25 protein-coding genes are annotated in these 22,752 nt (G+C 72.7%); 10 read left to right on the plus strand and 15 right to left on the minus strand.

Annotated features, from left to right (window positions below; genetic code table 11):
• The first annotated feature begins 122 nt into the window (after positions 1 to 122).
• A complete protein-coding gene (hemG, locus tag ACSUPR_RS26600) occupies positions 123 to 1,580 on the plus strand; it encodes a protoporphyrinogen oxidase (RefSeq protein ID WP_436887455.1) in 1,458 nt (485 codons plus the stop codon).
• Positions 1,577 to 2,287 carry a hydrogen peroxide-dependent heme synthase gene (gene hemQ, locus ACSUPR_RS26605; protein ID WP_436887456.1) on the plus strand — a complete coding sequence of 237 codons (711 nt, stop codon included), beginning with the start codon at positions 1,577 to 1,579 and terminating at the stop codon, positions 2,285 to 2,287. The genes hemG and hemQ overlap by 4 nt, the downstream gene beginning before the upstream one ends.
• 63 nt (positions 2,288 to 2,350) lie before the next feature.
• Here the strand turns inward: hemQ and ACSUPR_RS26610 are convergent, their stop codons facing one another.
• The 3 genes from ACSUPR_RS26610 to msrB form a co-directional block, all read right to left on the minus strand.
• Positions 2,351 to 3,169 carry a CDP-alcohol phosphatidyltransferase family protein gene (locus tag ACSUPR_RS26610; protein ID WP_436887457.1) on the minus strand — a complete coding sequence of 273 codons (819 nt, stop codon included), beginning with the start codon at positions 3,167 to 3,169 and terminating at the stop codon, positions 2,351 to 2,353.
• Positions 3,159 to 3,827 carry a phosphatidylserine decarboxylase gene (locus tag ACSUPR_RS26615; protein WP_436887458.1) on the minus strand — a complete coding sequence of 223 codons (669 nt, stop codon included), beginning with the start codon at positions 3,825 to 3,827 and terminating at the stop codon, positions 3,159 to 3,161. The genes ACSUPR_RS26610 and ACSUPR_RS26615 overlap by 11 nt, the downstream gene beginning before the upstream one ends.
• Positions 3,828 to 3,992: 165 nt before the next feature.
• A complete protein-coding gene (gene msrB, locus ACSUPR_RS26620; protein ID WP_436887459.1) occupies positions 3,993 to 4,430 on the minus strand; it encodes a peptide-methionine (R)-S-oxide reductase MsrB in 438 nt (145 codons plus the stop codon).
• Positions 4,431 to 4,693: 263 nt separating this feature from the next.
• On the opposite strand from msrB, the gene ACSUPR_RS26625 reads away from it, so the two are divergent.
• Positions 4,694 to 5,074: a hypothetical protein gene (locus tag ACSUPR_RS26625; protein ID WP_436887460.1), complete on the plus strand. Its 381-nt coding sequence runs from the start codon at positions 4,694 to 4,696 to the stop codon at positions 5,072 to 5,074.
• 48 nt (positions 5,075 to 5,122) lie between these two features.
• Here the strand turns inward: ACSUPR_RS26625 and ACSUPR_RS26630 are convergent, their stop codons facing one another.
• From ACSUPR_RS26630 to ACSUPR_RS26655, 6 genes are all read right to left on the minus strand, one after another.
• The gene (locus ACSUPR_RS26630; RefSeq protein WP_436887461.1) at positions 5,123 to 5,887 is read right to left on the minus strand and encodes a GntR family transcriptional regulator; all 765 of its coding nucleotides are present in this window, start codon (positions 5,885 to 5,887) and stop codon (positions 5,123 to 5,125) included.
• Positions 5,888 to 6,049: 162 nt separating this feature from the next.
• Positions 6,050 to 6,829: a dihydrofolate reductase family protein gene (locus ACSUPR_RS26635; RefSeq protein ID WP_436887462.1), complete on the minus strand. Its 780-nt coding sequence runs from the start codon at positions 6,827 to 6,829 to the stop codon at positions 6,050 to 6,052.
• Between the two features lie 107 nt (positions 6,830 to 6,936).
• Positions 6,937 to 9,105, minus strand: a complete 2,169-nt coding sequence (glgX, locus tag ACSUPR_RS26640) for a glycogen debranching protein GlgX (protein WP_436887463.1) — start codon at positions 9,103 to 9,105, stop codon at positions 6,937 to 6,939.
• Positions 9,106 to 9,458: 353 nt separating this feature from the next.
• Positions 9,459 to 11,090, minus strand: coding sequence for an acyl-CoA dehydrogenase family protein (locus ACSUPR_RS26645; RefSeq protein ID WP_436887464.1), 1,632 nt, complete (start codon positions 11,088 to 11,090; stop codon positions 9,459 to 9,461).
• A 104-nt stretch (positions 11,091 to 11,194) separates the two neighbouring features.
• A complete protein-coding gene (locus tag ACSUPR_RS26650; protein ID WP_436887465.1) occupies positions 11,195 to 12,085 on the minus strand; it encodes an SDR family oxidoreductase in 891 nt (296 codons plus the stop codon).
• Positions 12,086 to 12,095: 10 nt separating this feature from the next.
• Positions 12,096 to 13,280, minus strand: a complete 1,185-nt coding sequence (locus tag ACSUPR_RS26655; RefSeq protein ID WP_436887466.1) for an alpha/beta hydrolase — start codon at positions 13,278 to 13,280, stop codon at positions 12,096 to 12,098.
• A gap of 73 nt (positions 13,281 to 13,353) precedes the next feature.
• Between ACSUPR_RS26655 and ACSUPR_RS26660 the strand changes: the two genes are divergently transcribed.
• Positions 13,354 to 13,959 carry a TetR/AcrR family transcriptional regulator gene (locus ACSUPR_RS26660; protein ID WP_436887467.1) on the plus strand — a complete coding sequence of 202 codons (606 nt, stop codon included), beginning with the start codon at positions 13,354 to 13,356 and terminating at the stop codon, positions 13,957 to 13,959.
• On the opposite strand, the gene ACSUPR_RS26665 is transcribed toward ACSUPR_RS26660, so the two are convergent.
• A complete protein-coding gene (locus ACSUPR_RS26665) occupies positions 13,956 to 14,612 on the minus strand; it encodes a pyridoxine/pyridoxamine 5'-phosphate oxidase (RefSeq protein WP_436887468.1) in 657 nt (218 codons plus the stop codon). The two genes, ACSUPR_RS26660 and ACSUPR_RS26665, sit on opposite strands and share 4 nt — an antisense overlap.
• A gap of 150 nt (positions 14,613 to 14,762) precedes the next feature.
• Between ACSUPR_RS26665 and ACSUPR_RS26670 the strand changes: the two genes are divergently transcribed.
• The gene (locus tag ACSUPR_RS26670; RefSeq protein ID WP_436887469.1) at positions 14,763 to 15,722 is read left to right on the plus strand and encodes a TIGR03557 family F420-dependent LLM class oxidoreductase; all 960 of its coding nucleotides are present in this window, start codon (positions 14,763 to 14,765) and stop codon (positions 15,720 to 15,722) included.
• Positions 15,723 to 15,741: 19 nt separating this feature from the next.
• On the opposite strand, the gene ACSUPR_RS26675 is transcribed toward ACSUPR_RS26670, so the two are convergent.
• Entirely contained in the window at positions 15,742 to 16,146 is a 405-nt protein-coding gene (locus ACSUPR_RS26675) for a cupin domain-containing protein (RefSeq protein WP_436887470.1), read from the minus strand.
• A gap of 52 nt (positions 16,147 to 16,198) precedes the next feature.
• Here ACSUPR_RS26675 and ACSUPR_RS26680 point away from each other — a divergent pair, with 52 nt between their 5' ends.
• Together ACSUPR_RS26680 and ACSUPR_RS26685 are read left to right on the plus strand one after the other, a co-directional pair.
• Positions 16,199 to 17,167, plus strand: a complete 969-nt coding sequence (locus ACSUPR_RS26680) for a helix-turn-helix domain-containing protein (RefSeq protein WP_436887471.1) — start codon at positions 16,199 to 16,201, stop codon at positions 17,165 to 17,167.
• 39 nt (positions 17,168 to 17,206) lie between these two features.
• A complete protein-coding gene (locus tag ACSUPR_RS26685) occupies positions 17,207 to 18,019 on the plus strand; it encodes an alpha/beta hydrolase (RefSeq protein WP_436887472.1) in 813 nt (270 codons plus the stop codon).
• An 11-nt stretch (positions 18,020 to 18,030) separates the two neighbouring features.
• Here ACSUPR_RS26685 and ACSUPR_RS26690 read toward each other — a convergent pair whose 3' ends face one another.
• Together ACSUPR_RS26690 and ACSUPR_RS26695 are read right to left on the minus strand one after the other, a co-directional pair.
• Positions 18,031 to 18,210, minus strand: a complete 180-nt coding sequence (locus ACSUPR_RS26690; protein ID WP_436887473.1) for a DUF397 domain-containing protein — start codon at positions 18,208 to 18,210, stop codon at positions 18,031 to 18,033.
• Positions 18,203 to 19,165 (minus strand): helix-turn-helix domain-containing protein, encoded by a 963-nt coding sequence (locus ACSUPR_RS26695; RefSeq protein ID WP_436887474.1) that lies wholly within the window; start codon positions 19,163 to 19,165, stop codon positions 18,203 to 18,205. Before ACSUPR_RS26695 ends, ACSUPR_RS26690 begins: the two co-directional genes overlap by 8 nt.
• Before the next feature lie 131 nt (positions 19,166 to 19,296).
• On the opposite strand from ACSUPR_RS26695, the gene ACSUPR_RS26700 reads away from it, so the two are divergent.
• The gene (locus ACSUPR_RS26700; protein ID WP_436887475.1) at positions 19,297 to 19,791 is read left to right on the plus strand and encodes an ATP-binding protein; all 495 of its coding nucleotides are present in this window, start codon (positions 19,297 to 19,299) and stop codon (positions 19,789 to 19,791) included.
• A gap of 8 nt (positions 19,792 to 19,799) precedes the next feature.
• Here ACSUPR_RS26700 and ACSUPR_RS26705 read toward each other — a convergent pair whose 3' ends face one another.
• On the minus strand, positions 19,800 to 20,540 hold the full coding sequence (locus ACSUPR_RS26705) for a MerR family transcriptional regulator (RefSeq protein WP_436887477.1): 741 nt from the start codon (positions 20,538 to 20,540) through the stop codon (positions 19,800 to 19,802).
• A gap of 110 nt (positions 20,541 to 20,650) precedes the next feature.
• On the opposite strand from ACSUPR_RS26705, the gene ACSUPR_RS26710 reads away from it, so the two are divergent.
• Complete coding sequence (locus ACSUPR_RS26710) at positions 20,651 to 21,289, plus strand: stage II sporulation protein M (RefSeq protein WP_436887478.1); 639 nt, start codon at positions 20,651 to 20,653, stop codon at positions 21,287 to 21,289.
• Here the strand turns inward: ACSUPR_RS26710 and ACSUPR_RS26715 are convergent.
• Positions 21,282 to 22,025, minus strand: a complete 744-nt coding sequence (locus tag ACSUPR_RS26715) for a MerR family transcriptional regulator (RefSeq protein ID WP_436887479.1) — start codon at positions 22,023 to 22,025, stop codon at positions 21,282 to 21,284. The two genes, ACSUPR_RS26710 and ACSUPR_RS26715, sit on opposite strands and share 8 nt — an antisense overlap.
• A gap of 105 nt (positions 22,026 to 22,130) precedes the next feature.
• Here ACSUPR_RS26715 and ACSUPR_RS26720 point away from each other — a divergent pair, with 105 nt between their 5' ends.
• Positions 22,131 to 22,748 (plus strand): stage II sporulation protein M, encoded by a 618-nt coding sequence (locus ACSUPR_RS26720; protein ID WP_436887480.1) that lies wholly within the window; start codon positions 22,131 to 22,133, stop codon positions 22,746 to 22,748.
• Positions 22,749 to 22,752 lie beyond the last annotated feature (4 nt).

Raw genomic sequence — 22,752 nt, forward strand, 5'->3', positions numbered from 1 at the left:
GGGACGTTCCCGGCACCGCCCCCGTCCCGCGTCGACGATCCTGGAGGGGGAGGGCCACGGTGCGCCGGACGCCAGGGGGACGGCGGGACGCTGTGACCCACGGCATCTGGGAAGCTGGGAGTATGCCTGAAGCACCGCACGTCGTCGTGGTCGGGGGCGGGATCTCCGGACTCACCGCCGCGCACCGCCTCACCGGGCTCGGCGCCTCCGTCACCGTGGTCGAGGCGGCCGACGCGCCCGGCGGCAAGCTGCGCGCCTCGCCGGTGGCGGGGGTGCCCGTCGACGCGGGGGCCGAATCCGTGCTGGCGCGCCGCCCGGAGGCGCTCGCCCTCATCGAGGAGCTGGGCCTGGGCGACCGCGTCGTGCACCCCGGCCCGGGCGCGGCCGCCGTCTACAGCCGCGGCCGCATCCGCCCGCTGCCCAAGGGGCAGCTCATGGGCGTGCCCGGCGACCTGGGGGCGCTGGCCCGCAGCGGGGTGCTCTCCCCCTGGGGGACCGCGCGCGCCGCCCTGGACCTGGTGCGCCCGCGCACCCCGGTGCGCGGAGACCTCCCGGTCGCCGCCTACGTGGGGGTCCGCCTGGGACGCGAGGTCGTCGAACGCCTGGTGGAGCCGCTGCTGGGCGGGGTCTACGCGGGCCGCGCCGACCTGCTCTCGCTGGAGGCGGCGCTGCCGCAGATCGCGCCCATGGCCCGCGGGGGCGGCTCGCTGATCCGCGGCGTCCGCGCCGCCACCGGCGGCCGCGGCCCGTCCGCGGGACCGGTGTTCGCCTCCCTGCACGGCGGCATCGCCGGACTCGCCGAGGAACTGGCCGACCGCCACGGCAAGGACCTGCGCACCGGCACCCGCGTCCGCTCCCTGGAGCGCCTCCCCGAGGGCTGGCGCGTCCACCTCGACACCGGCGACCGGATCGAGGCCGCCGGCGTCCTGCTCGCCTGTCCCGCGCCGGAGGCGGCCCGGCTTCTCGCCGACCACGACCCCGGGGCCGCCGCCGACCTGCGCGGCATCGAGTACGCGACCATGGCCCTGGTCACCCTGGCCCTGCCGGCCTCGGCGTTCCCCGCCCCGCTCACCGGCACCGGCTTCCTCGTCCCGGCGGGGGAGGGCGGGCTCACCATCAAGGCGGCCACCTTCTCCACCAACAAGTGGCCCTGGCTCGCCCGCGAGCTCGCCGCGCAGGGCGAGGACCTGGTCGTGGTGCGCTGCTCCATCGGCCGGTTCGGCGAATCCGGGCTGCCGGACCGCTCCGACGGGGAGCTCACCGCGGCCGCCCTGGCCGACCTGTCCCGCGTCACCGGCCTGGCCGGGCGCCCGGTCCAGAGCCGGGTGACCCGCTGGGACGGCGGCCTGCCCCAGTACGCGGTCGGGCACACCGCCCGCGTCTCCCGCGTCCGCGACGCCCTGGCCCGCCACCGCGGGCTGGCGGTGTGCGGGGCGGCCTACGGCGGCGTGGGCATCCCGGCGTGCATCGCCGACGCGGACCGCCAGGCCCGTGGCCTGGCGGCCGCCCTCCAGACCGACAGTCGCACCAGCCGCGGCGACGGAGCCGACGGCACGAACCAGCAAGGAGTCAACCCGTGACGGGCCAGCACAGCGGAGTCGGCGCCGAGGAAGGCACCGACCTCAACTCCCTCATCCGCTACACCATGTGGTCGGTGTTCAAGGTCGGGAGCCTGGACGGCGTCGACCGCGCGGCCGCGGCCGAAGAACTGCAGGTCCTGCTCGACAAGGCGGCCGAGCAGGGGGTCACCACCCGCGGCGGCTACGACCTGCAGGGCTTCCGCGCCGACGCCGACATCATGTTCTGGTGGGTGGCCGACACCCACGAGCGCCTCCAGGACGTCTACAGCGCGTTCCGCCGCACCGCGGTCGGCCGCACCGCCACCCCGGTGTGGTCCGTGGTGGGCCTGCACCGCCCGGCCGAGTTCAACCGCGGCCACGTCCCCGCCTTCCTGGCGGGCGAGGAGCCCCGCGACAACCTCTGCGTGTACCCCTTCGTCCGCTCCTACGAGTGGTACCTGCTTCCCGACGACGAGCGCCGGGCGATGCTGGCCGAGCACGGCCGGATGGCCGCGCCCTACCCGGACGTGCGCGCCAACACCGTGTCCTCGTTCGGCCTGAGCGACTACGAGTGGCTGCTGGCCTTCGAGGCCGACGAGCTGCACCGCATCGTCGACCTCATGCGCCACCTGCGCGGCGCCAAGGCCCGCCTGCACACCCGTGAGGAGATCCCCTTCTACACGGGGCGCCGCAAGAGCGTCGCCGAACTGGTGGAGTCCCTGGCCTGAGCGCACCCGCGCGTACGAAGGGCGCCCCGGCGGAGAACCGCCGGGGCGCCCTTCGTACGCGCCCTACTCCTCGACCGGTTCGGCCGGGGCGGGGAGCGGGTCCACCGGTGCGCGCCGGGTGGCCAGGACGTGGAAGGGGACGGTCACGATGAACACCAGGACCAGGACGCTCACCAGGTAGACCAGCCACTGCCCGGCGGGCAGGCCCATGCCCCAGGACACCACCAGGGCCACACCCGCGCCGAGCATGCCCAGCACCGCGTACGCCTTGCGGCCGCGCGGCTTGGGGTACTCGATGCGGCTCACCATCAGCCAGGAGATGAACAGCACCGCGACCGCGCCGACGGCCGGCGGCGGGTCCAGCAGCACCACCGTCACCACGGCCATCGCCCCGAACGGGCAGGGCAGGCCGGTGAAGTACCCGGTGCCCGGCGTCTGGAGGGAGAACCGCGCCAGTCGCACGATCACCGCCAGCAGCACCGCGCCGCCCGCCACCACCGCCGGCGCTCCGCCGCCGCCCTGGGTGCCCCAGACCACGAACAGGAACCCCGGGGTGAACCCGAAGCTGATGACGTCGGCGAGGTTGTCCAGCTCGGCGCCCATGCCGCTGCCGCCCAGCTTGCGGGCCACCCGCCCGTCGAGCAGGTCCAGCGCGGCCGCCACCAGCATCAGCCCCACGACCGTGGCCATGGCGCTGCGCGGCAGCGGCCCCTCGGCCCCGGCGGCCAGGTGCGCCGACAGCGCCGCCACCAGCGCGCACACGGCGAGGAACCCGCACAGGGCGTTGCCCAGGGTCAGGTAGTCGGCCAGGGCCAGGCGGATGCGCGCGGAGTCGGTGGCGGGGGAGGCGAGGGGGCCGGCGAGCGGGCCGTCAGTCGGCATCAAGTCGGGTTTCCCCGGCGCGGACCCTCTGGCCGACCTCCACCGCCGGGGTGATCCCGGCCGGAAGATGGATGTCGACGCGCGACCCGAACCGGATGAGGCCGATCCTCTCGCCTTGTTCGACCTTCTGCCCCGCAGCGAGATACGGGACGATACGCCTGACCATCGCGCCGGCGATTTGAACGACCGTGATCTCACCGATCTCGGTTTCAAGGGTCCAGATGACGCGTTCATTACGCTCGCTGTCCTTGTCGAATGCGGGGCGGAAGCCCCCCGGGCGGTGTTCGACACGGGTCACCACGCCGGCGAGGGGAGCACGGTTGACGTGCACGTTCAGGGGGTTCATGAACACCGCGACGCGGGTCCGTCCATCGGGTCGGACATCGATGCTCTGGACGACGCCGTCGGCCGCGGACAGCACCCGCCCGGTCGCCGGACCCCGTTCGGGGTCGCGGAAGAACCACGCCATCCCGGCGGCCAGGGCCACCACCGGCACGGCCAGGGCCGTACGGGCGCGGGAGCCGCGGGCCGCCAGGGCGGCGACGCCGGCGGCGCCGAGCGCCGGTACCAGCCAGGGGGCCGAGCCCTGGGCCATACCCAGACGAGGGCGGGCCGGAGGCCGGTGGGAGACGGATGTGGAAGGTGAGTCGTCGGTCATCGAGCGCTTTCGTCGCGGGTGGTTCGGCGCCGGGCGGAGGGGGACCGTCCGTCGGCGCGTTGCATGCGATTATCCCTGATCCGCCGGGGGCGGCGATCGGGTGAACACCGGGCCGCCCTCGGGCGGCCCGCAGGCGTACGCCCGGAACCAGGATGGTACGCCAACCTACTCCGTGGGCTCCAGGGTCAGGGCCACGGAATTGATGCAGTAGCGGTCGTCGGTCGGCGTGTCGTACCCCTCACCGTGGAACACGTGCCCCAGGTGGGAGTCGCAGGTGGCGCACCGGACCTCGGTCCGCACCATGCCCAGCGAGCGGTCCTCGACCAGGGTCACCGCCTCGGAGTCCGCCGGGTCGAAGAAGCTCGGCCACCCGCAGTGCGAGTCGAACTTCTCACTGGACCGGAAGAGCTCGCTCCCGCAGCCGCGGCAGCGGTACACGCCCTCCGTCCTCGTCTCCACGTACTCCCCGGTCCAGGGGCGCTCGGTGGCACCCAGGCGCAGCACGGAGTACGCCTGTTCGCCGAGCCGCTCGCGCCACTCCCGGTCGGTCTTCGGGATGCCGTCGGTCCCGCCGTGCGGGGCCCTGTCCGCTGTGTCAGCCATGTCCTCGACGTTATCCGGAATCGGACACCCGTGTCTCCTCGCGTCGGACGCCCGTGTCCCCCGCGCCACCGGGGCGGCCGGTGGGTAGATCGTCCTTAGCCGCGGCATACACCTAACTTCACCATCGGTCACGTTCGCTCTCCTTCCGTCCGGGTAGGGCCATGAACAGGGTTCAGTGGTCGAAGCGCAACAAGGCAGGTGAAATGGCCGCTACAGCGCAACAGTCACTAAGAGCAAAAAAGGGAACACACAGAGTCAGTAGGGTGCGGCAGGGGATCCGGCGGTCCGAACAGACCGCGGCGGGCGCGCGCGCCGGGGTCCGCTCCCTCGCCCGGGGGGTGGTCCGGGAGGTGAAGTGGGCCGTCGGGCTGGCCGCGAGGTCCCTCCCGATCGACCTGGACAGGGCCGAGGCCGAGCCGTGGGACGACCGCAGACTCTTCACCGGGCTGGCGGTGTTCGCCGTCGGGGCGGTGGCCCTCTCCCTGCTGCTGGGGTTCGGGGTGGCCGACTGGATGCGGACGGAACCGAGCGCGCTGCTCATCGCCGGGGCGGGTGCCGTGGCGGTCGGGGCGCTGCTGCTGTCCCTGGCCTACCTGGTGTTCGCCTCCCGGCGGCGCCGCCGACCGGTGCGGGAGCGGGAGTGAACACCCCGGTGGGGCGCCCGCACGGGCGCCCCACCGCCGGGGTCGGCCTCAGGCCTCGAAGTCGTACTGCAACACGTAGGCCGATCCGTCCATCGTGATCGCGTTGAACTCCACGGGGCGGTGCTCGGCGGTCAGCGCGGTGCGCGCCACCTCCAGCACCGGCGTCCCAGGCGCCAGGGCCAGGGCGCCGGTCTCCTCGGGGGTGGGCATGCGGACCCGGATCTCCTCGGTGAAGCGCGCCGGGGCCAGCCCCCGTTCGGCCAGCCGCGCGTAGATACCGCCGGGCCCGGTGTCGTGTTCGCGGAACCGCGGCTCGTCGCCCACCACCGCCAGCGGCAGGTGTGAGACGGCGGTCTGCACGGGGCGGCCGTCGACGAGGTAGCGCCGCGAGCGCAGCAGTACCGCATCGCCCTCGGCCAGTCCCAGGACGCGGGCCACGTGGTCGCGGGCGGCCGCCTCCTCCACCCGCAGGCGGTCCACCTCGTAGCCGCGGGTCTCACTGTCGGTCTGCCAGATGGCCCGCCCGTTGCCCCACAGCTCACGGGACAGGCGCCGGGCCCCGTGTCTTCGCACCGGCCGGAAGAGGCGCACGTAGACGCCCGAGCCGCGCACGGCCACGGCCAGGCCCTCGTTGATGAGCACGGAGAGCGCCTGGCGCGCGGTCGCCCGTGCGACGCCGTGGCGCTCCATGAGGATGTTCTCCCCGGGGAGGCGGTCGCCGTCGGCGAACCCTCCGGAGCGGATCTGCTCCCGTAGTTCCTCGGCGATCTCCCTGTAAAGCGGTGGAGGGGGTCCGTTTTCGGACGTCGGCACCACGTTCTTCCTCTCGGCCGGGGGCAGGCCCGGTCAGCCCCGTTGATGCGTTGTGTCCACTGGGTGGCACATCTCGGGTATGTCCGGTTGCGGGAAGGTTCATGCGTGATTGCGTGGTGGCCGAAACCGACCGGTTATGGTCAGAGCCCGCGGCGGTCGGCGTCAGCGCACGTAGCGCGCGAACAGCGTGTCCTCGGCGCTCAGCAGGTGCGCCATCCGCACGGGCGTGCTCTGCACCGAGACGTGTCCGGGGGCGCCGGGGGTGCCCGGCCCGCCGGCGACGATGCGCGGGGCCCCGGCGCCCAGCAGGTGCGGGCTCAGCGTCAGGCACAGCTCGTCCAGCAGCCCCGCGGCGGTGAACTCGGCCAGCAGGTGCGGTCCGCCCTCGGTGAGGACGCGGTACAGCCCCCGGCCCGCCAGGGCGTTGACGATGTGCGCGGGGGTGACCGATTCCCCGCGGACGACCTCCAGGTCGGCGTGGCGGGCCACCTGCGCACGGCGTTCGGCGGGGGCCGAGGCGACGGTGAACACGATGGTGCGCGCGTGCGCCGGGGCGTCGGTGAGCAGGTGGCCGGGCAGGTCCAGGGTGCGTGAGACGACGGCGACGGCGGGGGTCGCCGGGCGCCCGGCGCGCAGGGCGGCCCAGGAGGCCCGGTCCTTGACGGGGCCGTAGTCCTCCACCCGCGCGGTCTGCGCGCCCACCAGCACCACGTCGCACAGGCCTCGCAGGACGCCCATGATCCGGCGGTCCGCGGGGGAGGACAGGTCACGGCTGCGCCCGGAGGGCCCGATGGCCCCGCCGTCCACACTGGCCACCATGTTCGCCCGTACCCAGGGCCGGTCCAGGCCGACGGGGTGGGCGTAGGCGTCGGCCAGGTCCACCTCCCCGCCGGGGGAGGGGAGGAGCTCGCGGAACACCGGGTGCGCATCGTTGCCGACCATGGTCCACCAGCGTAGGGCCTGTGCGGGCGCGCGGCCGTTCCGCCCGGGCCCCGTGTCGCGGGTCGGCCCCGGCACGCGCCGGGGCCGACCGGTCCGTCGGCCTCTTCTCAGGCCTTGCCGCCCGTGCGGTGGGACACCCGGCGCAGCAGGACCAGCGCCCGGTCGATGACGCGGACCGGGCCGCCCGCCGTCACGAACGGCCGGTCCACCACGTCCGGCTCGGCGGTGTCCAGCACCGTCTCCCACGCCATCCCGTACTCGGTGCCCGGCACCGTGAAGTCCACCGCGTCCGGGCCGCTGTTGAGCAGCAGCAGGAACGAGCTGTCCCGGATGCGCCGCCCCCGCGGGTCCGGTTCGGTGATGGCGTCACCGTTGAGGAACACCCCCAGGGCGCGCCCCGGGCCGTTCCAGTCGCCCCCGTTCATCGGCTTCCCGTCGGGGCGCAGCCAGGCGATGTCGGGCGGCCCCTGCCGGCCGCCCGCGGCCGGGGAGCCGCCGCCCTCCACCGAGCTCCCCCGGAAGAAGCGCCGGCGCCGGAACACCGGGTGCTCCCTGCGCAGCCGCGCGAGCTTGCGGACGTAGTCCAGCAGGTCGTTCTCGGGCTCCTCCCCCTCGCCGAGACCGGCCGCCTTCCAGTCGATCCAGGAGATCTCGTTGTCCTGGCAGTAGGCGTTGTTGTTGCCCCCCTGGGTGCGCCCCACCTCGTCGCCGTGGGACAGCATCACCACTCCCTGGGACAGGAACAGCGTGGTGAGGAAGTTGCGGACCTGGCGGCGGCGCAGCGTGATGATCGCGGGGTCCTCGGTGGGGCCCTCCACCCCGTGGTTCCAGGACCGGTTGTCGTCGGTGCCGTCGCGGTTGTCCTCGCCGTTGGCCTCGTTGTGCTTGTGGTCGTAGGAGACCAGGTCGGCCAGGGTGAACCCGTCGTGGCAGGTGAAGAAGTTGATCGAGGCCACCGGGCGGCGGCCGTCGTCCTGGTAGAGGTCGCTGGAGCCCGACAGGCGCGAGGCCAGCTCGCCCAGCACCGGCTCGCCCCGCCAGTAGTCGCGCACGGTGTCCCGGTACTTGCCGTTCCACTCGGTCCACAGCGGCGGGAAGTTGCCCACCTGGTAGCCGCCCGGGCCCACGTCCCAGGGTTCGGCGATCAGTTTGACCTGCGAGATCACCGGATCCTGCTGGACGATGTCGAAGAACGTGCTCAGCCGGTCCACGTCGTGGAACTCCCGGGCCAGCGCCGACGCCAGGTCGAACCGGAACCCGTCCACGTGCATCTCCAGGACCCAGTAGCGCAGCGAGTCCATGATGAGCTGCAGCGAGTGCGGGTGCCGGACGTTGAGGCTGTTGCCGCACCCCGTGTAGTCGAGGTAGTAGCGCTGGTCCTGGTCCCCGACGCGGTAGTAGCTGAGGTTGTCGATGCCCCGCAGCGACAGGGTCGGCCCCATGTGGTCGCCCTCGGCGGTGTGGTTGTACACCACGTCGAGCAGCACCTCGATGCCCGCCTCGTGCAGCGACTTCACCATCGCCTTGAACTCCTGGACCTGCTGCCCGCGTGATCCGCGCGCCGCGTACCCGCTGTGCGGGGCCAGGAAGGCGAGGGTGTTGTACCCCCAGTAGTTGGTCAGTCCGCGGGCCACCATGGCGTGCTCCGGCACGAAGTGGTGCACCGGCATGAGCTCGACCGCCGTCACCCCCAGCGAGGTGAGGTAGTCGATGACCGCCGGGTGCGCCAGCCCCGAGTAGGTCCCCCGCTGGTGCTCGGGGATGCCGGGGTGGCGCATGGTCAGGCCGCGCACGTGCGCCTCGTAGATCACCGTCTGGTGGTACGGGGTGCGCGGTCTGGACTCGTTGCCCCAGTCGAAGAACGGGCTCACCACCACGCACTTGGGCACGTAGGGGGCGCTGTCCGCGGTGTTCTTGCGGCCGGGGTCGGAGAAGTGGTAGCTGAACAGCGATTCGTGCCAGGTGAGATTGCCGTTCAGTGCTTTGGCGTAGGGATCTGTGAGCAGTTTGTTGGGATTGCAGCGCAGTCCGCGCTCGGGTGCGTAGGGACCGTGGACGCGGTACCCGTACTGCTGGCCCGGGCCGATGCCGGGAAGGTACCCGTGCCAGACGAATCCGTCGTATTCGGTCAGGGGTATACGGGTCTCCTCGCCGTCGTCGTCGAACAGGCACAACTCGACCTGCTCGGCTGCCTCGGAGAAGAGCGAGAAATTGGTACCGGATCCGTCGTAGGTCGCACCCAGAGGATAGGAACTACCTGGCCAGACTTCCACCATAGGCGTTAGCTGTCTCTTGAAATCAGGGCTTTCGTACCGTATCGAACGTTATGTCCGTGAGCGCTCCCAGTTGCGGACGGGTGCGCGGACGATCCGGCGATGGTCCGAAAGCGGATGGTCGTGTTCGTGACGACTTCTTTCTTCCGCTCCGGCCGCAGAAGTATGCCGGACTGGGCCGATGATCATTCATCGGACGTCTCAACCCGGGCTCGGCGCCGGTGGAGATCATGATTTGTGATGATATGCGGGGCGGTCCGGAAGAAGAATTGTAGACGCGCACCACTGGTCGGTCCACGAAAGGACCCCGGGGGCCACGCCGCCCCCTCCCGCACCGGGAGGGGGCGGCACGGCGCTCAGACCCGCGGCCGGGCCCGGTCCAGGATCAGGTCGGTGTCGACTCCCCGGGGCAGGGTGCCGAAGACGTGCCCCCACTCGCCGCCCAGCCGGGAGGCGGTGAACGCCTCGGCCACCGGGGTGGGGGAGTGGCGCAGCAGCACCGACGCCTGGAGGGTGAGCGCCATCAGCTCCACCACCGACCGCGCCCGGTACTCGGCCTCCTCCGGGTCGCCCAGGACCTGCTCCAGCCGCTTGACGGCCGTGTCGTAGTGGTCGTCCACACCGCGGGCGGCGCCCAGTTCGGCGAAGAACGCCTCCACGGACTCCGGACTGCGGCCCATGGCGCGCAGCACGTCCAGGGCGGCCACGTTGCCCGAGCCCTCCCAGATGGAGTTGAGCGGGGAGTCCCGGAACAGCCGGGGCATGCCCGACTCCTCCACGTACCCGTTGCCGCCCAGGCACTCCAGGGCCTCGGCGGCGTGCGCGGGCTGGCGCTTGGTCACCCAGAACTTGCTCACGGCCACGGCCAGCCGGCGGAACGCCGTCTCGGCCCCGTCACCGTGCACCGACCGGTCCACCGCGCCCGCCAGCCGCATCATCAGCGCCGTGGCCGCCTCCGACTCCAGGGCCAGGTCGGCGAGCACGTTGCGCATGAGCGGCTGCTCCACCAGCGGCCTGCCGAACGCCGACCGGTGCCCGGCGTGGTGCAGGGCGTGGGTGAGCGCCGCCCGCATCCCCGCCGCCGAGCCGATCACACAGTCCAGCCGGGTGCTGTTGACCATCTCGATGATGGTCGGGACCCCGCGGCCCGCCTCGCCCACCAGGTGGGCGACCGCGCCGTCGTACTCCAGCTCCGCCGAGGCGTTGGACCTGTTGCCGAGCTTGTCCTTGAGCCGCTGGATGTGCAGCCCGTTGCGGGTGCCGTCCTCCAGCACCCGCGGCACCAGGAAGCAGCTCAGCCCCTCGGGCGCCTGCGCCAGCGTGAGGAAGAGGTCGCTCATCGGCGCGGACGTGAACCACTTGTGGCCGGTGAGCAGGTGGTGCCCCTCGCCGGTGGGCACGGCGCGCGTGGTGTTGGCGCGCACGTCCGAGCCGCCCTGCTTCTCGGTCATGGACATGCCCGCGATCAGGCCGCGCTTGGTGTGCGGGGCGCGCAGCCCGAAGTCGTAGGTGCGCGAGGCCAGCAGGGGCTCGTACCGCCGCGCCAGTTCCGGGGCGTGGCGCAGCGCGGGGACCGCCGCGTAGGTCATGGAGATCGGGCACCCGTGGCCCGCCTCGGGCTGGGACCACAGGTAGAACTTGGCGGCCCGGGCCACGTGGGCGCCCGGCCGCTCGTCTGCCCAGGGGGCGGCGTGCAGCCCGAACTCCACGGCCTGGTCCATGAGGACGTGGTAGGCGGGCTGGTAGTCGACCTCGTCGATGCGGTGCCCGTAGCGGTCGTGGGTGCGCAGGACCGGGGGGTAGGTGTTGGCGGACTCGCCCCAGGAGCGGACCCGCTCCGTTCCGGCGGCGTCGCCGACCTCGCGGACCTCGGGCTCGGCCCAGGCGGCGCCCTCGCGCCGCACACCCTCCAGCAGGGCCGGGTCGTCGGCGGCGTTGTGGTCACCGAGCGGGGCGGCCTGGTTGAACACCTCGTGTGTCGGGGGCATGGCGTACTTTTCCGTTCCTGTTCGCAGGCGGCCGGGTGCCGCGCATCCTATCCCCTTGCGAGCAGGGATAACAGAATCGGGTTCGGTTCCGTGGGGGTGCAGGATCAGCGGCCGACGCCCAGGGAGAAGCCGCCGTCGGTGGTGATCACCTGGCCGATGACCCAGCGCCCCTCGTCCGAGGCCAGCCAGCCCACCAGCCGGGCCGGGTCGGACGGGTGCCCGAACCTCCCGAAGGGCGTGGCCGCCAGTACCTGCCCGATGACCGCCGGGTCGCGGTCGGTGGACCCGGGGTCCAGGTAGCCGGTGTTCACCGGCCCCGGATCGATCGTGTTGAGCACGATCCCCAGCGGCAGCAGCTCGGCGGCCGCGGTGGCGGTGAGCCCGGCCAGCGCCGCCTTGCTCGCCGCGTAGGCCACCTCGCCGGCCATGGGGCCGTGGATCTGCCCGGAGGTCGTCCAGAACACCCGGCCGGTGGCGTGCTCGTCCAGCGGTCCGGAGAGAGCCCGCCGGTCCCCGGGCCGGGCCGCGGGCGCCTCCTCCGACCCGCTGAAGACCCGGGCGAAGTGCGACGTCAGCAGCAGGGTGGAGCGGGTGTTGACCGACCAGTGGCCGTCCAGCTTCTCGGCGGTCATGTCCAGCAGGGAGCCGTCCCCGCCCGAACGGGCGTGGTTGCACACCAGCACGTGGAGGGAGCCGGTCAGGTCCCGGGCGGCGGCGATGAGGCGCTCGGGCGCGTCCGGTCCGGCCAGGTCCAGGCCCAGGTCGCCGAAGGCGGCGCCGGGGCGCAGGGCGGCCCGCAGCCCCGCGCGCACCTCGTCGAGGTCGTCGCCGCCCCAAGGTTGGCCGGTGTCGTGTGCCCGGTGGTGGTGGATGAACAGGTCGGCGCCCAGCCCGGCCAGCCGCGCGGCGATCGCGTACCCGATGCCCCTGCGCCGGGAGACGCCGGTGACCAGGGCGGTCCTGCCGTGCAGGGGGAGGTGTTCCGAGTTCGTCATGGCCGCGATCCTAGGAACCGCGGCCGTGCTCCGCACCGGGTTTTCCCCCGGTGTGCCGGTCGAGGAACCCGGCGAGCTCGTGGCGGGCCCACTGCGAGGCGAGGCCGCCCCAGTTGAGGTCGAACATGTGCTCCGCCCAGGGGATCTCGACCAGCCGGTGCTCCACGCCCGCCTCCGCCAGCCGGGCGGCCAGGCGGCGGTTGTCCTCGGGGCGGAGGAACAGGTCGTGTCCGGCGGTGACGAGGAGCGTGGGCGGGGCCCCGGGGGAGACGTGGTGCAGCGGGGACATCGCGGCGTACAGCGCGGGGTCGCCGCCGGTCATCCTCTCGCTCTCCCGGTCCAGGTCCGCCGCAATGGGCGAGTTGCGCAGCCGCCAGGGGTAGGGCGCGGCGTCGGCGGTGCCGTCGGCCGCCGAGTACCAGGCCGCGACGGCCGTCACCGGCACGTGCTCCACGGGGCAGCTCGGCGGGATGTCCCCGGCGGGGGCGTAGGCGGCCAGCAGGGCGATCAGGCCCCCGGCGGACTGGCCGGTGAGGACGATGCGGTCGGGGTCTCCGCCGTACCCGGCGGCGCCCTCGCGGATCCGGCCCAGCGCGCAGCGCACGTCGGCGACGGCGGCGGTCCCCTCGCCGTCGGGGAAGAACCGGTAGTCGACCTCGAAGACCACGTGGCCCCGGTCGGCCAGCCAGGTGTCCCAGCGGGGGAGCAGGCTCTGGGGCAGGTCCTCGGCGCCGCCGTGCACGTTGACCACCACGGGCAGCGGCCCGTCCGCGGGCTCCCGCGGCCGCCAGACGTCCATCTCCAGGTCCTCGCCGCCGGGTGAGGCGTAGACCAGGGTGAGCGGTTCCCGGTCGGCGGAGGTGGCGAGGCCGTCGGCGTAGCCGGCGAGGGAGACCGGTGCTCCCGCCTGCCGTGCCGCCCACCAGGTGGAGGCGGGCGGGACCAGGGCGGCGGCCAGGGCCACCGCGTTCACGGCGGCCAGGACCGCGGAGAGGCGGGGGCGGGCGGTGCGCCCGGCCAGCGCCAGGAGCACGCCCAGTGCGGCGACCGCGGCGGACGGCAGCGCGAACTCCAGGAGCAGCAGGCCGTACTGCCAGAACTCCCAGGAGGGCGGGGGGAGCAGCACCACCGCGACCGCCGCGGCGACGAGGAGGGCCGTCACCCCGGAGAGCAGCAGTGCGAGGAGTCGGATCATGTCGGCATCCCATGTTCGATACGCTCGTATTGATACGAACGTATCGCAAGAGGGTGCGTGCCACAATGGGCCGGTGCCCAAGTACGTCGACAAGGACGCCCGCCGCCGCGAGGTGGCCGCGGCGCTGCGGCGCATCGCCGCCCGCGAAGGCCTGGAGGGCGTGAGCATCCGCGCGGTCGCCGCCGAGGCCGGACTGTCCGCGGGGGCGGTCCAGCGCGACTTCGCCACCAAGGACGAACTCCTGGCGTTCGCGTTCCGCGACGCGGTCGAGGCGGTCGAGGCGCGGTTCTCCGGCATCCGGATCGGACCGGGGAAGGCGACCTTCGCCGAGGGGCTGCGGGCGGTCCTGCTCGACCTGCTGCCCGCCGATGACGAGCGGCGCGCCCAGGCCCGGGCCTGGGCGGCCTTCTACGCGCGGGCGGCCGTCGTCCCCGACTTCGCGCACACCCTCGCCGAACTGGACGCCCGGGCGCGCGCCGCCCTGCGGGCGGCCCTGGCCTACGCCGCCGAACAGGGCGAACTCGCCCCGGGCCTGGACCCGGGGTCGGCGGCGGAACTCCTGCTCGTGCTCGTGGACGGGATCTGGATCACCGCCGCCCGCCAGCCCCCGGGCGCCTCCCCCGCCCCGCAGCGCGCGGCGGTCGACGCCGCCGTCGCCGCCATCACGGGCTCCGGCTAGGGCCAGAGCAGACCGCGCTCCCAGGGGCCGCCGGGCTCCTCCCGCCGGTAGCGCAGGCGGACGTGGCGGCGGTCGGGGGAGCCCTGCCAGAACTCCACCTCCACCGGACGCACCAGGTACAGGCCCCAGTCCCCGGGCACCAGCGACGGATCCTCCTCCACCCGGGCCCGGCTCTCCTCGAAGGCCCGGCCCACCTCGGCGGGGTCGGCCAGCGGGTCGCTCTGGCGGCCGTGCAGCCCGGCGGCCCGCGACTGCGGCGGGCGCTCCAGGAAGTCCGCGGCGCACCGCTCGGGGGAGGCGAGCTCGGCGGTGCCCCCGACCCGCACCTGGCGGCCCTGCTCGCGCCAGTGGAACAGCAGCGCGGCCCGCGGGTCGACCGCCAGCTCCCGGCCCTTGCGCGAGGTCGTCGTGGTGGCGAACCACCAGCCCTCGGGGGTCAGGTCCTTGAGGATGACCACCCGCGCCGAGGGCGCCCCCGTCTCGTCCGCCGTCGCGACGGCCATGGCGTGCGGTTCGGACACACCCCCGGCCACCGCACGTTCGAACCACGAGGTGAACAGCGCGAGGGGGTCGTCCGGCGCGGCGGAGGGGTCGAACCCGGGCAGTTCCCCGGCGAAGACGGGCAGGCCGCGCAGCAGGTCCCGGATGGACATGGGGCTCCTCTCGGATCGGCGGGCCCCACGATACGGACCGGACGCAGAAACGGCAGCCCAAAACTCGCCCAAGGCCCGCGGACCGCGTGTGTTCCCGCGGCCGGTGCGGGGCAGTGGCACCCCTGCGTCATCCGACCGAGAGGAGCGATCGTGGAGATCGGGTTCAAGCTCATGGCCGAGCGGTACAGCGTCCCCGAGCTGGTGCGCCAGGCGGTGCGCGCCGAGGAACTCGGGTTCGACTTCGTGGAGATCAGCGACCACTACCACCCCTGGCTGTTCGAGCACGGGCACTCGCCGTTCGCCTGGTCGGTGATGGCGGCCATCGCGCAGGCCACCGAGCGCATCCGCATCGGCCCCGGGGTGACCTGCCCGTCGATGCGGTACCACCCGGCGATCGTCGCCCAGATGTCGGCCACCACGGCGGTGCTGTCGGGCGGGCGGCACTTCCTGGGCGTGGGCTCGGGGGAGCGGCTCAACGAGCACGTGGTGGGGGACGCGTGGCCCTCGGTCACCGTCCGGCACGCGATGCTCCGGGAGTCGCTCCAGATCATCCGCATGCTGTGGACCGGGGGGTACCACTCCTTCGAGGGGGAGTACCTGACCCTGGACGACGCCCGGGTGTTCGACCTGCCCGACACCCCGCCCGAGATCATCGTCGCAGCGGGCGGCGAACAGGCCGCGGCCCTGGCCGCGGAGCACGGCGACGGGCTGTTCGCGACCGAGCCGAAGCCGGAGCTGGTGGAGGCCTACCAGGCCGCCGGGGGCGACGGGCCCCGGTACGTGGAGGTGCCGCTGGCCGTCGCCGACGATGTGGACACCGCCCTCCAGCGGGCCTGGGAGGGGTTCCGGTTCGGCCTCAGCGGCTGGAAGGTGATGTCGGAACTGCCCAACCCGATCAACTTCGAGGCGGCCACCTCGCTCAGCGGTCCCGAGGACATGCGCCAGATGGCGTCGGCGGGCCCGGACCCCCAGGAGCACCTGAAGCAGGTCCGGACCTTCGCCGAGGCCGGGTTCGACCACCTGGTCCTGATGAACGCGGGGGCCGACGCGGACGACTTCTTCGCCTACGCCGCGGAGAACCTGCTCCCCGAGCTCACGTCCGCCTCCTGAGCCCGGGCCGCCCGGGCGCTCAGGAGACCTCCAGGGGGTGGCCTGCGGTGGCGTCGACGTGGTCGGGGACCTCTCCCCGGTGGTCGCCCACCGTCAGGGTCCCGGTGGGCTCGAACAGCAGGATCGAGGCGCCGCCGTCGGATTCGGGCCGGTGCTCTGTCCCGCGCGGCACCACGAACACCGAACCGGGGCGCAGGGTGACGGTGCGCTCGGGTGCGCCGGCGCCGTCGCGCAACCGGATGCGCAGGTCGCCTTCGATCAGCAGGAAGAACTCGTCCGTGTCCTGGTGGGCGTGCCAGACGTACTCGCCGCGCACCTTGGCGACCCGGACGTCGTAGTCGTTGACCCGGGTGACGACACGCGGGCTCCACAGCTGCTCGAAGGAGGCCAGCGCGGCGGTCAGGTCGATGGGGTTCTCGCTCATGCCCGCCATCCTCGCGGTGGTGCGCGGGCACGGGAAGTGCTAGGAATCGCACATGTCGCAAGATTCCTCGCACCGGGTGGCGCTGATCGTGGACGCCGGGTCCAACCCGTTCGAGATGGGGGTGGCCACCGAGCTGTTCGGGCTGCGCCGGCCCGAGATCGACCGGGAGTGGTACACGCTCACGGTGTGCTCGGCCGCCCCGGCGGTGCCGGTGCACCTGGGCCTGTTCACCCTGTCCGGCCTGGCGGGCCTGGACGCGGTGGCCGGAGCGGACACGGTGATCGTGCCCAACCGCCCCGACCCCTGGGAGCCTCCCGCGCCGGAGGTGGTCGGTGCGGTGCGCGCGGCGCACGCGCGCGGGGCGCGGCTGGTGAGCTTCTGCACGGGGAGCTTCACCCTGGCCGCCGCGGGGGTGCTGGACGGGCGCCGGGCGGCCACCCACTGGCGGCACGAGGAGCTGTTCGCCCGGCTGTACCCGCGGGTGCGGCTGGAGCGCGACGTGCTGTTCGTGGACGACGGCGACGTGCTCACCGCGGCGGGCAGCGCCGCCGCCCTGGACCTGGGGCTGCACCTGGTCCGGCGCGACCACGGCGCGGAGGCGGCGGCGTCGGTGAGCCGGCGGCTGGTGTTCACCGCGCACCGGGAGGGCGGGCAGCGCCAGTTCGTGCCCGCGCCCGTCCCCGAGACCGCCGGCGTGTCGCTGGCGCCGGTGCTGGAGTGGGCCCGCGAGCGCCTGGACGGGCCGCTCGCGGTCGCCGACCTGGCGGCCCGCGCCGCGGTCAGCCAGGCGACCCTGCACCGGCGCTTCCGAGCCGAGCTGGGGACGACGCCGCTGGCGTGGCTGCGGGCCGAACGCGTGCTCGCCGCCCGGCGGCTGCTGGAGGGCACGGAGCTGGACCTGGCCGCCGTGGCCCGGGTCAGCGGCCTGGGCACCACGGCCAACCTGCGCGAGGCGGTGCGGGCGCACACCGGCGTGAGCCCGTCGGCGTACCGGTCCCGCTTCCGCCTCACCCGAGGGTGACGGCGTGTGTGATACCCAGGTTCCGTGAAGAGAGGTCGCGTGCCCGTGACCGCGGTGCTGGTCCCCGTCGCCCTGGTCCTGATCCTGGTGGGATTCCTGTGGGCGGGGCAGCGGTCGGTCATCTACCTGCCCTCGGTCGGAGCCCCGCCGCTCGCCGCCGAGGTGCTCCCGGGTGCCGAGGCGGTGCGCCTGACCACCGACGACGGGCTCGGGCTGGACGGCTGGTTCGTGCCGCCGCCGGGGCGCGACCGCGGGGCCGCCGTCCTGGTCGCCAACGGCAACGCGGGCGACCGGGAGGGCCGGGCGCCGCTGGCCCGGGCGTTGGCCGACGAAGGCTTCTCGGTGCTGCTGTTCGACTACCGGGGCTATGGGGGCAACGAGGGCTCGCCCTCGGAGGAGGGCTTGGCCGCCGACGCCCACGCCGCCGCCGACCACCTGGCCGAACGGGGGTTCACCGCCGACCGCACGCTCTACTTCGGGGAGAGCCTGGGCGCCGCCGTCGCGACCGGCCTGGCGGTCGGCCGACCGCCGGCGGCGCTGTTCCTGCGCTCGCCGTTCAGCTCCCTGGCGGACATGGGGGAGCGGCAGTACCCGTTCCTTCCGGTGCGGCTGCTGTTGTGGGACCGCTACCCGGTGGCCGAACAGGTGGCGGGGATCGACGTCCCCACCACCGTGGTGATCGGGGAGGCCGACTGCGTCGTGCCGCCGGAGCAGAGCCGGGAGGTCGCCGCCGCCAGCCCGAACCTGGTGGAGGAGGTGGTCCTCCCGGGCGCGGGCCACAACGACGCCGACCTCGTGCACGGCCCCGAGGTGGTCGCGGCCTTCGTCCGCCTGGCCGACCGGGCTCTCTAGGGGCGGTGCCGTCAGTCGTGCACGGTGGCCGTGCGGAGGAGGGCGGTCCACTCGGCGGCGGGGATTTCGAGGTGCCCGAGGTGTCGGTTCCGGGTGTCGCGGATGCCGGTGACAGCACCTTCGGCCACCTCAACGCAGTGACCGCCCTGCTGGTTGCTGTAGCTGGACTTGTGCCACGTCGCGTCACTCATGGAAATCTCCTCTGATCTGCTTGAGAAAGTCCACGGTCTGCTCCGGGGAGAGGGCCGCAGCCTGGATCTTTCCGAATGCCAAGGTGGTCTCTTCGACCACTGCTGCATCGGTGATCATCGTGCCACTCCCGGGGCCTTCGACGTACATGACGTCCGGCTGGAAGGAGAAGGTCAACACGCTGAAAGCACCGGACAGACCGGGATGCCGCCGAATGCTCAGCGTGGAGGGCAGGACCTGGAGTTCGACACGGCCAGTGTCGACCGCAGAGAGCAGGCGCTCCACCTGCGACTCCAGGAGGTCGGGGTCCTGCTCCAAATGCCGGATCACCTGCTCGGCGACGATCGCCCACATCGCCAGCCTCGACCGTGCCACCTCCTCTTGGCGCTGCATGCGGGCTTCCACCAGCTTTTCGATCTCTTCCTCCGTCGCGCGCACACTCCCGGCCTTGATAGTGGCCCGGGCGTAGGCCTCGGATTGGAGTAGTCCTGGCACCAGGAGTGGGTGGTAGTCCCGCAACAGGCTGGCATGGGGAAGCGCGCCGAAGAACGTGGTCGCGTATGCGGGAGCGTGCGTATGGCTGAGCTGTGGCCAAAGTGCGAGGAGTTCTCCCTGAGCATGAAGAACTTCGTCCAGGAGCGCCACCGTTCGCTTGGTTGGAGCCCGTTCCGCCCGCTCATAGTGCCCGATGGTGGCTCCGCTCATGCGAAGTTTCGCAGCAAGGGCATTCTGTGATAAATCGGAATCTCGACGTAGTCGAGATAACTCCCTGGCGAACCTATGCAAAGTTGGATCTTTTTTCGACCGCTTGTCCATGAATCCAGGTAAGCACAGATGAAAACAGATGACAACAGGTAGTTGGCACCTACCTGCATTGTGGCTGGAGTCATGGAATCTGCAGATCAATAATGGGATCGTCCTCTTGTGAGACAGCGGAAAAATGCTGAAGCTGTGCATTCTTCCGAGTCGCGCCCATCGGCCTGCTGCCGGTGGGCAACGGAGGAGCCCCGGCGGCTGTTGTCGACAGCCCCGGGGCGCGGCCTCCGCCCCCTGCCATCGGTTCGACACCGGCACACGAGGAGAGACCCATGCAGGCTACAACGCCCACCCCGACCCTGCCCCGGCGCATTCCCTTCACCGACCCCGCGAAGACCGGCCTGCTGTGCGGCAGCGACCCCCGGCACGTCGCCATCGCGCGGCGGTGGATCTCCCAGTCCTCCCAGAGCGGGCCCTCGGTGTCCTCCGCATTGGTCTCGGCGCTGAGCGAACTGCACACCAACTGCCTGCGCCATTCCCTTTCCGGAGAACCCGGCGGCACCGTCCGCGTCGTTCTCGAACGCCAGGAATTCGTGCACATCCTCTACGTCACCGACAACGGCCCGGACACCTCCGTGCCCTTCGGCGTCCCCATCGCCCTCCCGGCCGCCCGCGCCGGGGAACTCCCCGCCGTGGGCGGGCACGGGCTGCGGCTGCTCGAATCCCTCTCCCTCTACTGGGACTGGACGGGAGAGGCCGGGGGGCCGATCACCGTGCGGGCCGTGTTCAGCCGCGCCGCCGACCACCGCGTCCGCCGCCCCCGGTGACGGTCGGCTCAGCGCGCGTCGTCGTCCGGGCCCGTGCCCTCCTCTGTGAGGAGGGCGATCACCCGCTCCACCACGCGCAGCTGCGCGGGGTTGTGCAGCTGCACGATCGCCTCGCTCAACGCCGTCTCGGCCGTGCGTGCGCCCCGCGGCGAGTCCGTCACCGGGTCCAGCATCCCGGGATTCCCCTCGTACACCGCGCGGACGACCGGCAGCAGGCGCGCGGCCTGACGCTCGACCGCGGCGTCGTCCGCGTCCGGGGGGAGGGCCTCGAACTCCTCGTCCACCGGGCCGGCTTCGCCGAGCAGCGCGCGGATGTCCTCCACGGACCTCTCGCTGAGCACGGTCGAGTAGACCATCAGCAGCGACCGCTGCCGCTCCGACAGGCCGCGGGAGACCGGGGCGAACGCGGGCGGCACGTGCGCCGGCGCGCGGTGACGCAGGATGAGGGCCAGCTCCGCCCGGACGCGGTTGAGCCGGTCGACCGTCGCCTCCAGCTCCGCGTCGAGCACCCGGATCGCCTCCTCCGGCTGCTCGTCCGCGCGCCCCATCGCCGCGATCTCCGACAGCGGCACCCCCAGGTCGCTCAGCCGCCTGATCCGGAGCAGCCGGAGCAGGTGCGCGACCCCGTACTGCTTGTAGCCGTTCGCCGCCCGCTCCGGCAGGTCCAGCAGACCGATGTCGTGGTAGTACCGCACGGCCTTCACCGTTGTTCCGGCGAGCTCGGCGAGCTGCGGAGTGCTCCACGCCATGTGCCCCCTCCTTCTCCGCCCGGTCGCATCCAGTCCACACCCTGCCCCGGGGGCAGGGTCAAGGCGTTCCAACCGGGTTTGACCCTGCCCCGAGGGCAGGTGTTCCAGTGGTGGCGACCCGAGCACCTCCGACCACGGAGCAGAACACCATGCGCCTCCTCCGCACACCTTTCCGGATCATCCGCGAGAACCTCCGCGCCTACCTCGCCATGAACGCCCTCGTGTACGGCGCCCTCCTCCTCGGCGTCGGGGCCGGGCTGCTCCTCCCCGACCTGTACGCCGCCCAGCACGCCGCACTGGAGGAGGCCGGTACGGCGGACCTGGTCGAGCCGCTGCTCGCGACGCCCTGGCTGTTCGGCCTGGCCATCTTCGTGAACAACGTGCTGCGGGCCTCCCTGCTGGTGATCGTGCTGCCCTCGATGGTCGTGCCCTTCTCCGGCATCGCCCTGTTCGCGTACAGCACGTTCACCGTCGGCGTGATCATCGCCCCGGTCGACGGGGAGACGGCGCGGACACTGGTCCCGCACTCGGTGACGCTCCTCGTCGAGTTCCAGGCCTACGTCCTGGTCATGCTCGGCGCCTACATCCTGGGCCTGGGCTGGCTGCGTCCCCGGACGATCGGCGCCGACACCCGCCGTCAGGGGTACGTCCGCGGGCTGAGGCGGACGGGATGGCTGAGCCTGCCCGCGCTGGCGCTGCTCGCCGTCGGCGCGGTGTACGAGGCCCTCTCCATCACCTACCTCATGTGAGCCCTTCGGGGTCCGTGTCCGGGGGGACCTCCGCCAGGAGTTCGACCAGGCGCTTCATTACGCGCAGCTGCGCCGGGTTGTACAGTTCCGCGGCGGCCGCGGCCATCGCCCGCGCCGCCTGACGGGGGCCCCGCGGCGAGTCCGACACCGGGTCCGCCGCCCCGGGGCTCCCCGTGCGCGCACGCAGGGCCACCGGCACCAGACGCTCGGCGAGATCGGCGATCGCGGCGTCGTCCACGTCCGCCGACAGCGCCTCGAACTCCTGCTCCGTCGCATCCGGCTCGCTGATGAGCGCGCGGAACTCCTCGATGGACTTTTCGCTGAACACGGTCGAGTAGACCGCCAGCAGCGACCGCTGCCGCTCGGACAGGTCGCCGTAGACCGAGGCGAACCCGGGCGGGGTGTGCACCGGGGCGCGGTGGCGCAGCAGGTCGGCCAGCTCCTCGCGCGCCCGGGTCAGCCGGTCGATCTTCGCCTCCAGCTCCGCGTCGAGCGCGCGGATCGCCTCCTCCGGCTCCCGCCTCTCGTCCTCCAGCGCCGCGATCTCCGACAGCGGGATCCCCAGCTCGCTCAGCCGCCTGATCTGCACCAGGCGGATCAGGTGCGGGACACCGTACTGCTTGTATCCGTTCGACGTCCGCTCCGGTACGTCCAGCAGCCCCATCTCGTGGTAGTGCCGCACGGCCTTCAACGTCGTTCCGGCGAGCTCGGCGATCTGCCGGGTGCTCCACGTCATGCGCCCTCCTCCGATTCCGTTCCCGCGCCGGGCTTGACCATGCCCCGGGGGCATGGTCTGAAGTGGTGGCCGACCAGGCGTCCCCGAGCACGGAGACAGGACACCATGCACCGCCTTCGAGAGCCCCTCCGCATCATCCGCGCGAACCTGCGCGCCTACCTCGCCATGAACGCGATCATGTTCGGGTTGTTCCTCATCGGCGTCGCCGCGGCGTTCGCCTTCCCCGACCTGCACGCGGCGCGGACCGCGTCCATGGAGGCGGACGGCACCGCCGACCTGGTGGTCAGACTGCTGGAGAACGTCTGGCTGTTCGCGCTCACCATCCTCGGGGTCAACCTCCTGACGGTCGCCCTGCCGATGATCCTGTTGCCCTCGATGGTGGTGCCCTTCTCCGGGATCGCCCTCGCCGCCTACAAGGCGTTCACCTTCGGGGTGGCCCTCGCCCCTGTCGACGCGGTCACGGCGAAGGTCATGGTGCCGCACATTCCGACCATCATCATCGAGTTCCAGGCCTACATCCTCGTCATGCTCGCCGCCTACCTGCTGGGCCTGGCCTGGGTGAAGCCCTCGGCGGTCGGCGCCCCGAACCGCCGCCGGGGCTACCTCCACGGGCTCCGGCAGGCCGGCTGGCTGAGCCTGCCCGCGTTCGCGCTGTTCATCGTCGGTGCCGTCTACGAGGCCTTCGAGCTGGTCTACCTCGTCCCGCTGATGTTCCGGCCGTGAACGC

The organism is Nocardiopsis dassonvillei (assembly GCF_964273065.1).
Classification (GTDB): Bacteria; Actinomycetota; Actinomycetes; order Streptosporangiales; family Streptosporangiaceae; genus Nocardiopsis; species Nocardiopsis dassonvillei_B.